Source organism: Dyadobacter diqingensis, assembly GCF_024220585.1.
GTDB classification, from domain to species: Bacteria; Bacteroidota; Bacteroidia; order Cytophagales; family Spirosomataceae; genus Dyadobacter; species Dyadobacter diqingensis.
Window position 1 is genome coordinate 586319 of sequence record NZ_JAMXKF010000004.1, and the last position, 12640, is coordinate 598958.

Consider the following 12640-nt stretch of genomic DNA (forward strand, 5'->3'; position numbering starts at 1 on the left):
CCCACAAAACATATGACACCTGCAATCGTAATCTTCGGTGAAATGTTATGGGACATGCTCCCCTCAGGCAAACAGCCCGGCGGTGCGCCCATGAACGTAGCCATTCATTTAAAAAACTTCGGATTAAACCCAGCCTTCATCAGCCGTGTGGGCACAGATGACCTGGGTGTTGAACTCACCGATTATCTGAATCGCAAAGGCTTATCGACCGAATATGTACAGGTCGGCGAAACGCACCTGACCGGCATAGTAAAGGTTAACCTGACCGATAAGACCGAAGTAGCCTATAAAATTGTGCAGCCCGTTGCCTGGGATTATATCCAGCCCGATCAAAAAACGACGGAGCTGGTCGAAAAATCTGAGGTTTTCCTGTACGGAAGTCTGGCTGTGCGCAATCAGCAAACGAAAGAAACGCTTTACAATTTACTGGAAAAAGCCCGGCTTAAAGTTTTTGATGTAAACCTGCGCCCGCCGCACTATGACCGCGCTACCATCGAATACCTGATGGGTAAAGCGGATATCGTTAAAGTCAATGAACATGAACTTAGCATTGTAGCTGGCTGGTACGGCATACTTCCGGATACCCAAACGCAGATGAAATTTCTGGCTGATAAGTTCGACCTCCAAATGATCTGTCTGACACTTGGCGCTGCCGGAGCCATGGTTCTGGACGCAGATGGCTTTACGAGCCAAGGTGGTTATGAAGTAGAAGTGCAGGATACCATCGGCAGCGGCGACTCGTTTCTGGCCATGTTCCTTAAACACATGCTGGCAGGCTCGTCCGTTGCGATAGCTCTGAAAAATGCCTGCGCAGTGGGCGCGCTCGTAGCAACCTACCAGGGCGCCACTCCTTCGATTTCAGAATACGAACTTGAAAAATTCCTGAGTAACTAATCGATCAACTTATACATCTATGAAAAAACAACTACAACTGGTGGTACTGTCCATCCTGTGCTCCATACAGATAGTCTGGGCACAAACCAAAAGTACCGTCACCGGTACCGTAAAGGCCTCCGACGGGTTAACATTGCCAGGTGTCAGCATCCTTGAAAAAGGTACAACAAACGGCGCCATCACGGATGTGGACGGAAAATACTCGATTTCTGTTTCCGGAACGGCAACGCTGGTATTTTCCTATGTGGGAATGATTGCGCAGGAACTTCCGGCAGGTAACAATTCCAAACTGGATGTGACGCTGGAATACGATTCCAAGAATCTTGGTGAGGTTGTGGTGGTGGGTTATACTTCTTCCAAAAAAGAAGATTTAACCGGAGCGATCGCGGTCGTTGATATGGCGCCGCTTAAAAATATCAGTTCAGGAAACCCGATGCAGGCATTGCAGGGCCGCGTACCCGGATTGTATATTGAAAAGACCGGCTCACCAAACGGGACCAATTCCAGAATCCTGATACGTGGTGCCAACACGCTGGGAAACACCGACCCGCTTTACATTATTGACGGTGTACCCACGAAGAGACCGGAAGTTTTCCAGGGATTAAATCCCAATTCCATCGAATCGATCCAGGTTTTGAAAGATGCCTCAGCCTCATCGATTTACGGATCGAGAGCATCCAATGGGGTCATTATTGTGACGACAAAAAATGGTGCAAATTCCAACGGAAAGATTAATATCGATTTCAACAGCAGTATTTCTGCCCAGTCTGAAAAATACGCACGGTTTAAAATGCTTAATTCAGTGGACAGAGGACGTGCTTTATGGCGTGCATCCGTTAACGATGGTGTAAATCCGGAAGATGGTTATGGCGCATTGTACGCATTTGACTGGAACAAAGACTTTAAAAATCCGGTGTTGAACAGCGTAAAAGTTCAGCCGTTTGTTGGAGGTAATCAAAACATGCCGGCCGGTGATACGGATTGGCAGAAAGAAGTGTACAAAACCGGTATTGTTACCAACAATGAACTGACCATTTCGGGAGGAACAAAAAACTCATCCTTACAGGTTAACCTGGGTTACTTCAAAAACACGGGCATGTTACGGTTTACAGATTATGAAAAAATCAGCGGCCGTATCAATGCCCTGACAAGCGCTTTTGACGGAAAACTGAAAATCGGCGCAAACGTGCAGCTCGCTACTTCCAACGAAACGCTTGCGTCTACGGATATTGGCGGTGCGCTTACACCAGGTCTGGCAGTGACACTTGCCCCGACAATTCCGGTATATGCCAAAGACGGTTCCTGGGGTGGCGCGATCGGGTCAGGGTATTCCGACAGAAACAACCCGCTTCACATGCAGGATATTAACAAATGGGACAACACCCAACGGCTGACGCTTTTTGGCAATGTCTTTGTTGAAATTCAGCCGTTGAAAAACTTTTTCCTGAAAACAAGTCTCGGTGCTGATAACGCCAATTATCGATTCAAAAATATCGAACAAGCTTTCGAAGAAGGATCCTTCGGACGTACCAGCAACAGTTTAACGCTTGACGAAAACCGCTATTTGAGTTTAACATGGTCAAATACTGCCAGATATAACCTGGATCTTGGCGACCATCACCTCAAATTCCTGGTCGGTGTTGAGGCGATCAAAAATAATTCAGATTATCAGATTGCAAGAAAAGAAGGTTTTGCCGTACAAACAGAAGATTACTTTGTGCTGAATGCAGGTACCGGCAATACGAACGTAACCGGCACAGGATCCGGAAGCCGATTACTGTCACAATTCGCCAGAGTTGATTATGGCTTTTCCGACAGATACCTGGCCGCAGTAACGATCCGCCGTGATGGTTCTTCTCGTTTTGGCAGCGAAAACGCATATGGTATTTTCCCGGCAGCTTCGGTTGGATGGAGAATTGACAAAGAGAATTTCTTCAAAAATGTGAAGAAAATAAGTAACCTGAAACTAAGAGCAGGCGTTGGCCGCGTAGGAAACCAGGAGATCGGAGATCTTGCCCGCTTCGGCTTGTACGATACCCGTTACGGAACAAGACAATCGCAATTTTCTAATGGCCATAACAGCTTTTTTGACCAATATTATAACATAGGAACGGCTTATGACCTTAATGGCGCTAACACGGGCAACCTACCGTCAGGTATCGTCTCAATACAGGGTGCCAATCCAAACCTGAAATGGGAAAGTACAAACGAAGCAAACGTCGGTGTTGATTTTGGCTTCCTTGACGGAAGTATCCAGGGTTCCTTCGATTATTTCACCCGCAAAACCAGCGACATCCTCATCACCCCTCCTATTGCCTCCGCCGTCGGCGAAGGACAATTAAAAGTTGTTAATGGTGCGGCTAAATCAAACCGTGGTTTTGAACTATCGCTGGGTTATTACGCAAAACCAAAAGGCGATTTCACTTACAACGTCATGGCCGGTATCAGTCGGTTCAGAGATAAAATCACCGAATTGCCGGAAGAGGTAAGAGCTGCGTATGCAGGAAATGTAACAAACACGATCCTGGGCCACTCACAGTTTGACTTATTTGGCTACAAAACCAACGGTCTTTTCCAGAACCAGCAGGAAGTAGACGCCGCTCCGACACAGGTTGGTGCGGGTCCAGGAAGAATCCGCTATGTGGATACCAACGGAGACGGAAGAATCGATGATCTTGACCGCGTATTTTTCGGAACAACATTACCTGCATTTGAATACAACCTGAAAGTTGAAGTGTTTTACAAAAACTTTGACCTGTCAGTTTTTGGTTCAGGTATCGCCGGCAGAAAAGGATTTGACTCTTACACGTTTTACAACAATTTCATAAGAGGACGTGATAACGTTGGTCCTGGTGTATTTGACGCCTGGTCGACAACCAATACGGGTTCAAAAATTCCTGCCCTGTCGTTGTCCGATGCTAATAATGAAACCCGTACGTCGGATTATTTCAATGTGAACACATCCTATTTCAAGCTGAGAAACATCCAGCTGGGTTATGCAATCAATTCTGAGTTTGTCCAAAAAATAAAGTTGCAACGCATCCGGGTTTATCTGATGGCGGAGAACCTTTTCCTGATTAAGTCGAAAAGCTTCCTCGGACCAGATCCTGAACGCATGGACATCAACGCGATCCCGATTCCACGTACGCTTACCGTTGGACTAAATGTTTCATTCTAATTCTTTCCGAACAATGAAAAATAAACTTATATATCCGTTAGTACTCGCTGGCAGTTTGATGATAGCCACCTCCTGCAAGGATTATCTTGAATACGAACCACAGGGATTGTTGTCTTCCGACAACGTAAAATCTGCGTCCGCCGCTGAATCACTGGTTACTGCCGCTTATGCCGGTATTGGCAATGATGAAATGATCGGCCCAATGACCAGCATGTGGGTGTACGGAAGTGTCCGTTCAGATGATGCTTACAAAGGCGGCGGCGGTGTTTCCGATGTTGCGGAAGTTGATTTTTATGAACATTACAATCTGACAAGACCGGACCTGACCTTTATGCATCCGTACACCTGGGAAAATTTCTACAAAGCCATTTCCAGAGCAAATGCAGCGTTGACCAGTCTGGATGCTTTGAACGAGGCAGAATTTCCGTTAAAAAAGACGCGTCAGGCTGAAATGCGTTTTCTGCGGGGCCATTCTCATTTTATGTTGAAAATGCTGTTTAAAAATATTCCTTACATCACGGAAACCCTGACCAGTGAGGATATCTTGAAAGAGTCAAACGTTCGGTACAAAAACGACGAGTTATGGAATAAAATCGGAGAGGATTTCCAGTTTGCCATTGATAACCTGCCGCAGAAACAAAGCCAGGTTGGTCGTGCAAATAAATTATCGGCAGCGGCATATCTTGCAAAACTAAGGTTATTCCAGGCTTATGAGCAGGATGATAATCACAAGGTGACGAATATCAACAAAACAAGATTGCAGGAAGTTGTGACCCTGACGCAACAGGTTATCGCCTCGGGACAATACAGCCTGCAACCCGATTTCGCAGAAAACTTTATTGCAGAAACAGAAAATGGCCCTGAATCAATTTTTGCGATCCAGTACTCGATCAACGATGGTACAGCCGCAGGCAGATTAAGTTACGTAACCGGATTAAATTATCCCCACGGAGCTCCGCAATACGGATGCTGCGGGTTCCACCAGCCTAGTCAGAATTTGGCCAACGCGTATAAAACCGATGCAAACGGTTTGCCCTTGTTTGACACGTTTAACGAAAAAAATGTTGATTTCAATACCGAAACCGTTGATCCGCGGGTAGACCATACCATCGGAATCGATGGCCACCCGTACAAATATGATGCTACAAAGCCATTCAGCAACAGCTGGATCCGCGACCCGGGCGTTTATGGATTTTTCCATACCATGAAAGAACAGCAGCTGGCTACAAGTGCATCGTATCATAAAGAAGGTCCGTTTATCGGGTCATCAAAAAACATAGATATCATCCGTTACGACGATGTTTTACTGATTCAGGCAGAAGCATACATTGAGCTCGGGCAGCAGGAACTTGCACTACCCTTGATCAATCAGATCAGGAGAAGAGCGGCTGCGAGCACGGGAAGATTGAAAAAAGTGGACGGAACACTGCCTTCAAAATACAACATCAAAGAATATGCTGCCGGCTGGACACAGGATTTTGCGAGAAAAGCGCTGCAATGGGAAAGACGATTGGAATTTGCGACAGAAAGTCCACGATTCTTTGACCTGGTCCGCTGGGGCATAGCAGAAAAGACACTGAACGCCTACATCGACAAGGAAAAGACGAGAAGACCGTTTTTAGCCACGGCGAAATTCACTGCCGGAAGGGATGAATATCTTCCCATTCCACAACGGGAGATCAGTTTCACAAAAGGACTTTACAAACAGAATCCGGGATTCTAAACTAAACGCAGGACTGCATTCGGAAACAGGTGCAGTCCTGTCCTACGCTCACCAATCTATAAACTTAAATCCTAAATCATGATCAGATCCATCGGGATTACAGCCATTGCACTGGTTGCTTCGTGCACACTTTATGCTCAAACGCCTGCAAAAGAAGAATATCGGCCGGCCTATCACTTTTCGGCACCACAAAACTGGATCAACGATCCCAACGGCCTTGTGTATCTGGACGGTGAATACCATATTTTTTATCAGCATAACCCTTATGGCAATGTCTGGGGACATATGAGCTGGGGACATGCCGTGAGCAAGGATCTGCTGCACTGGCAGCATCTGCCTGTCGCATTGGAAGAATTTAAAAACGGTGATGATTCAACCCAGACCATGATTTTTTCAGGAGGTGCCGTCGTGGATCGTGAAAATACCTCCGGCTTTTTTGAAAAAGGAAAAAAGGACGGGATGGTGGCAATTTACACCGCCCACAAACATGCCAACCTGAAAGGACTGGCACAATACCAAAACCTTGCTTACAGCGCTGACAAAGGACGTACCTGGAAACATTACGACAAAAACCCTGTTTTGGACATCGGCCTCACCGATTTTCGCGATCCGTTTGTGTTCTGGTATGCACCCGGAAAAAAATGGATTATGTCGGTGGTTAAGGCACTGGAATACACCGTGCAGTTTTACGAATCACCAAACCTGAAAGACTGGAAACTGCTCAGTGAATTTGGCAAACAGGGCGACGTTTCGAAAATCTGGGAATGCAGCGCGTTATTTCAGGTTCCGGTTGAAGGCAGTGCTGATAAAAAATGGGTGCTGACCTTGTCAAGCGGCCATCGTCAGAAGGATTATCTGGCTATGCAATATTTCGTTGGTGATTTTGACGGAAAAAACTTTATCGCGCAGAAACAAAACGAAGTGTTGTACATGGATGAAGGAAAAGATTTCTACGCGGGAATTCCCTTTAACAATCTGCCGGAAAAACATCAAAAACCGGTGATGATTGGCTGGATCAATGACTGGGAATATGCAAATAAAGTCCCGACAGAAAAATTCAAGGGCGCTATGTCTGTGCCCCGCGAGTTGTCCCTGAAAAAAACGGAAGCCGGTTATCGCCTGGTACAATCGCCACTTTCCATAGCGGGTTCGCTCAAAAAGGGAACTGTTTTATCCGATGTTAAAGTGAACGGCAATTTGCCACTGACCTACAAAGGTGAATCCTATCAGTTAACAGCTGAAATAGAACTTGGCAAAGCAGAGAAATTTGGCATCAGGCTTTTCAAAAGCGGAGACGAAGAAAGTGTGTTAACCTACACCGTTGCCACCCATACGTTATCCTTCGACCGTACCAAATCCGGAAACATTGGTTTTAGCGACCGTTTCCCAAGTGTAGAATCCATTGTCGTAAAACCGCAAAACGGCAAAATTAAATTGCAGTTGCTTGTTGACAAATCGATTGTTGAAATCTTCGCAAACGGCGGCGAGCAGGTAATGACAGACGTTGTCTTCCCGACAAAACATGAAGGAAACATCGAGCTGTTCTCGACTGGTGGTCAGGCTGTTTTCAAAAAGCTGAGTATTCAGTCGGTGATTAAGTAAACACGGACTGATAAAAATTAAAAGATGAAGCCGCAGATACAAACCGTATCTGCGGCTTCATCTTTTTACACAACCACCTGTCCATTATAACCATAACCAGTACATCAGGCAGTGTCTCCTTACTGACCGCGGACATACAGATTTCAACTCTTTTTGGCGTGGAATCTAAAAAACGGAACCCATTCCAAAAAGAGATAGTAGCTTGGAGAGCTGATAAGTTTTTTATAAAAGACCTATTGAATTGATTGTTGACAAATTTTTTATTGTACTTGAAAGCTATTAAACGACGGAAAATTCAGAAATGTCACCAAATTTTTACAAATCCGTTTTTTTAATATTATTTTAGCTGATATTATAATACTAACCAGTTCCCTCCTTTTAAATCATTCTATCTAACTTGAAAAATTTATTTTTGAATTTAATCTTTTGCTTTGTTAAAAAATTTGGGCAGCAATTCTTTCTCATCATTTTGTTTAGCGGAAGACTTCTGGCTGGCGCCTCGGTAGGAGTTATGCCTGTCCCTTCCTGGATTATCCCGGTTGTACCTGGTGGGAAAGCTGCATCGGCAAGGGATTTTGCGGATGGATATTACGTGACGTTTTCAGATTTGCAGGTTAATCTTGAGAAAAAAACATCTTATTACAAGGTTATTAAGCAAATAGTATCTGAAAGCGGTATTCAAAATGGTTCTGAAATATCCGTATTATTTGATCCCTCCTATGAACAGGTAAACTTCCATAATATTATCATTTGGCGTGGTGGAAAGGCTTTTAGCCAGATGAAAATCTCGGACTTTAAAGTAATGCCTCAGGAAACAGACCGGCAAAGATTTATTTACAACGGAAATTACTCTGCTTCACTTATTCTAAAAGATATTCGAAAAGGAGATCGTATTGAATATGCTTACTCAATAACCGGTTGGAATTCTGTTTTTGACAATAAATATTCCAATATTTTTGGTTTTGGAGCGTACGACTTTGTTTCTCACATGCATTATGCAATCATTGCCAATACGAATAGAACTCTCTACTTCAAGGATTTTAATAAGCCACCGGTAAAAACAATCAAAAAAATAGGTGGTGAGAATGTTTACGAATGGGATCTTAAAAATATCAAAAGTATTCCTTCGGAAGAATATAAACCTTCGTGGTTTTATAATTATCCGTTTGTACAGATTACTGAATTTAAAAACTGGCAGGACGTTGTGAATTGGGGCCTGAAATTGTATCAGGTTCCTGATATTTCCGGACAATTAAAAAGCAAAGTTGAGGACTGGAAGAAAATTGCAAAACAAAGTGATTATGAATATATAGAGCAGGCAATACGGTTTGTTCAGGACGAAATCCGGTATCTGGGTATCGAAACCGGAGAAAATTCTCATCGTCCGCATAGTCCAGAGGAAGTTTTCAGACAAAGATATGGCGACTGTAAGGACAAAGCATTTTTACTTTGCGCACTTCTGAAGGCTAATAATATTGAGTGCGATCCAGTTTTGGTTAATACGTACAATCGTTCTCATGTAACCGAATACCTCCCCACCCCGGCAGATTTCAATCACGTGGTGGTTCGCTTTGCGGTTGGGGATAAAAAAAAGGATTTTCATTTGGTGGATGCTACTATCTCCATGCAGGGAGGGACAGCCTCTCAGGTGTCCTTTCCTGATTACGGGATGGGCCTCCCTTTGAAAAAAGGGCAAAAAGATATCATTACTATTTCCGATCAAGACGCGGGCAGTATTTCAATTACTGAAGAAATTGTTACACCCCACCGAACGGATACTTCGGGAAAAGGGACGCTGGTTGCAAAAACTATCTATTTTGGCGGCGAGGCGAATGATATACGGGACGTCTTTCAACGAAGCAGTTTTTCTGAAACTGAAAAGAACTATTTAAATTATTACAGAGATACTTACAAGCACGCAGAGTTCGAGATCCTGGATTCCTTGGAATTTTACGATCAGCGAAACGCGAATAATGTCTCTTTAATTGAACGGTATTCTATGAAAAATGGCTGGCAATACGACAGCACCCGGCGAAAGTATTATTTCAGAATTACAGGAAAAATGCTTTATGATCAATTAATTCAATTGCCAAACCGGCCACGAAAAAATCCAGTATCTCTAAGATATCCCTACAATATGGATTATACTGTTAAAGTAAGTTTGTTGGGTGGGCAAAATATTTCAGAGGATCATTGGGAAATCAAGAGAGAGGCTTATGAAGCTAGTTTCAGTTCAAAAAAGGTTGCTGGAGAAAATGTCTGGGAGCTCCACTACACGTATAAAACCTTGAAGGACCATATCGCAACGGATCAGATAGCTCAATTTCGAAAAGACATCGACAAAATTTCGGATCATCTTGAATATGAGTTGAACGAAACTGATCCAAGCGTAGAGGATGTCAATAATTTAAATATCGGAATGATTTTAATTTCATTTCTGGTGCTGGCCGGCAGCATTTGGTTTTGCCTTAAAATCTATAAGTATTCTCCAATCTCTGAATATAAGGGCTTCCCCGGAATTGACATTGGCGGTTGGTTGATACTTCTTGCAATTGGCTTGGTTAGCCGTCCGGTCTTGATTGTATTTTATTTGATGGCTGGTACCGCTGACGTATATTTTACAAATTCAGGCTGGAATGCTTTGCAAGGGCAATCTGCTTCTAAAATATTTGCCTTCCATACGATCTTTACATTCGAGCTGGCAGCCATTATTTTTGGCGCTTGTTTCTCTATCTTATTGATTGCACTATTCTTTAAGAAACGTGATTCTTTTCCTCTTCTCTACTCCATTTTTATGGGCGCCACTTTGGCGTATCACATAGCAGATGCCACGATAAGTAATCTCTTTTTTCAGTTAAGCGTAAGTGAAGCAACATTGAGTGAAATTACCCGGCAAATTATTGCAGTTGCAATCTGGGTCCCTTATCTGAATAAGTCTGCCAGAGTTCAGAAAACTTTTGTAGGCAAATACGATCAAGAACTTGCAACCTATCCAAATGAAAACTAATCCTGACATCATCAGCTTTTCCGCATTCGCCATGTCTATAAAACAGGGGATTAACGATACCTAAAAGTACTCGTGCCTTCAACACCCTCTGATTTCGGGCCTTATTGCTTCAGAATTGGGTAAAATAGGTTAACATCTCCATTATATTGATCAGATATATAGAAAAGTCGGGATTAAACTTTAACACCCTTCCCTATTTCGTATTTTTAAACACATTGTTAAGCAATTAACAATTTAATAATGAACACTTTACACACAGAATACTATATTTAAATTTCTACATTTCGCTTACATTCAGCATCTTTCGTAACACGTGAGTTTTAGTAAGGTTTTCGATAACTGGCCAAACCCCAAAGCTTTGAAAAAATTTAAGTATTCGTGGCAAAGTCCTATGTCAAAAAAAATTAATAATAAATCGTAACACAATAGTAGAAAAAAACCCGTACTTCGCTTTTTAAATGTGAACATTACACTTAATATTTAAAATGCGTTCAATCATTCAAAAACTCAGTCTCTTTTTCCTGGCCTTTCCACTTGTGGTTTCGGCTCAAACGGGAAAAGGAAATTATTCCCCAGTCTCCCTGAAAGACCTTTCTTCTTTCGATAATAGCGGCTCAAACTGGTCGGTAAAAGGCAGCATTGCCATACATCCTTCCAAAACAGAAGCCGCCAAAACGCAAGGTGGCGAAGGTACGCTTGTTGGCAACGCGGGCGCAGCGATCAGTACAAAATTTAAAGCCAAAGACCTTCGCCTTTACACAGAATTCATGCTTTCGCCGGGTGCCGAAGGAAACATCGTGCTTCCGGGCGGCCAGCGTTTACGCCTGGCAGATAACAAACAAAAAGAACCAAGTGCTTTAACCACAGGATTTATCAGACAATTTCCTAGCCAGAATGCCGCAAAGGCACCGGGGCTTTGGCAGGCGATTGAACTTGCTTACGACGCGTCCGTTTCCACTGTAAAAAATTCGGCTCGTTTAAATTCGTTGAAGTTGAACGGCGTAACCGTTCTAGAAAGCGTTTATCTGCCATTATCCAAATCCGTAGCAGACGCACAGCCGATTTCTTTCGAGGTGACCAAAGGCACAATCGCTTTCCGCAACATTGGATACCAGCTTCTGAATGACCGTAAACCATTGTCGCTGAATAACCTGACTTACAAATTATATTCAGACAAATGGGATGCGACAGAATATTCCAAACTGGAAAAAGAAGCCAAAACACCAAGCCTGACCCAGGAAGTTACCAACGGTATGCGTGAATTCCATCTCGTGTATGAAGGTGAAATGACAGCCGAAGAAGAGGGTGACTATGTTTTCACCACGATTTATTCCGGGCCGATTTTGACCCTCGATATTGATGGAAAAACAGTTGTAACGAGCGGGGAAAGTACTTCTCAGGAATCACACACCGGTTCGGTAAGTCTTTCAAAAGGGACACACCGTTTTAAAATCCACTATTCACGTTTTCCATGGCGCCAGCCTGCTTTGGGCCTTCGCGTTCAAAAAGCAGGAATCCGTCAGTACGATCTGCATATTCTGTCGTCGTTGCCAGAACCTGAACCAAAACCTTATATCGGTGTGACACCTGATTTACGGCCTGAAATGGTTCGTTCGTTTATTCTTTTAAGCGGCGAAAAATACAAACGTACGCATTGTCTTTCTGTTGGCAGCCCAACGGGATGGAGTTATACCATGGACTTAAACCGTGGTGCTCTGTTACAGGCATGGCGCGGACAGTTTGCCAATGTTACGGAAATGTGGTACGAGCGCGGCGAACCGCAATTACTAGAACCGGCAGGACTTACGGTTCCTGTTTCAGGAAAAAGCAGCATTGCCGTTCTTGACGATGAAAAAGCCACCTGGCCGGATTCCGCTAATGTCAACTACCAGGGGTATACGCTGGATGCACAGGGTTTTCCAGCCATTCGTTATGCAGTGGGTTCTGCATCAGTATCGGATCATATCACGTCGACAGCCGAGGGTATCATCCGCAATATTGAGGTAAAAGGAACTCCATCGGGCACGCTGTATTCTTTACTCGCTTCGGGAAAACAGATTCAGATGATAGAAAAAGGCCTTTATCAGGTCGACGACCGTTATTATATCCAGATTGACAAAAAGACAAAAGTAGTGTTAAGAACCTCCGGAGAGAATCAGGAATTGCTGCTGCCGGTTTCCGGTTCAGCAAGTTATTCCATGTTCTGGTAGTGCCCTTTTAACTTTTGTCTAAAAAT

The 12640-nt window shown here is 43.7% G+C and carries 6 protein-coding genes; all 6 read left to right on the forward strand.

What is annotated here, in order from left to right:
• Positions 1–12: 12 nt before the first annotated feature.
• The 6 genes from M1L62_RS14715 to M1L62_RS14740 all read left to right on the forward strand — a co-directional run bounded on the left by M1L62_RS14715 (position 13) and on the right by M1L62_RS14740 (position 12614).
• The gene (locus tag M1L62_RS14715) at positions 13–894 is read left to right on the forward strand and encodes a carbohydrate kinase family protein (protein WP_254560342.1); all 882 of its coding nucleotides are present in this window, start codon (positions 13–15) and stop codon (positions 892–894) included.
• Positions 895–913: 19 nt separating this feature from the next.
• Positions 914–4072, forward strand: coding sequence for a SusC/RagA family TonB-linked outer membrane protein (locus M1L62_RS14720; protein WP_254560343.1), 3159 nt, complete (start codon positions 914–916; stop codon positions 4070–4072).
• 13 nt (positions 4073–4085) lie between these two features.
• The gene (locus tag M1L62_RS14725) at positions 4086–5795 is read left to right on the forward strand and encodes a RagB/SusD family nutrient uptake outer membrane protein (protein ID WP_254560344.1); all 1710 of its coding nucleotides are present in this window, start codon (positions 4086–4088) and stop codon (positions 5793–5795) included.
• A gap of 78 nt (positions 5796–5873) precedes the next feature.
• Entirely contained in the window at positions 5874–7397 is a 1524-nt protein-coding gene (locus tag M1L62_RS14730) for a glycoside hydrolase family 32 protein (RefSeq protein WP_254560345.1), read from the forward strand.
• Positions 7398–7809: 412 nt separating this feature from the next.
• Complete coding sequence (locus M1L62_RS14735) at positions 7810–10404, forward strand: DUF3857 domain-containing protein (protein WP_254560346.1); 2595 nt, start codon at positions 7810–7812, stop codon at positions 10402–10404.
• A 485-nt stretch (positions 10405–10889) separates the two neighbouring features.
• Entirely contained in the window at positions 10890–12614 is a 1725-nt protein-coding gene (locus M1L62_RS14740) for a 3-keto-alpha-glucoside-1,2-lyase-like domain-containing protein (RefSeq protein ID WP_254560347.1), read from the forward strand.
• Positions 12615–12640: the final 26 nt, after the last annotated feature.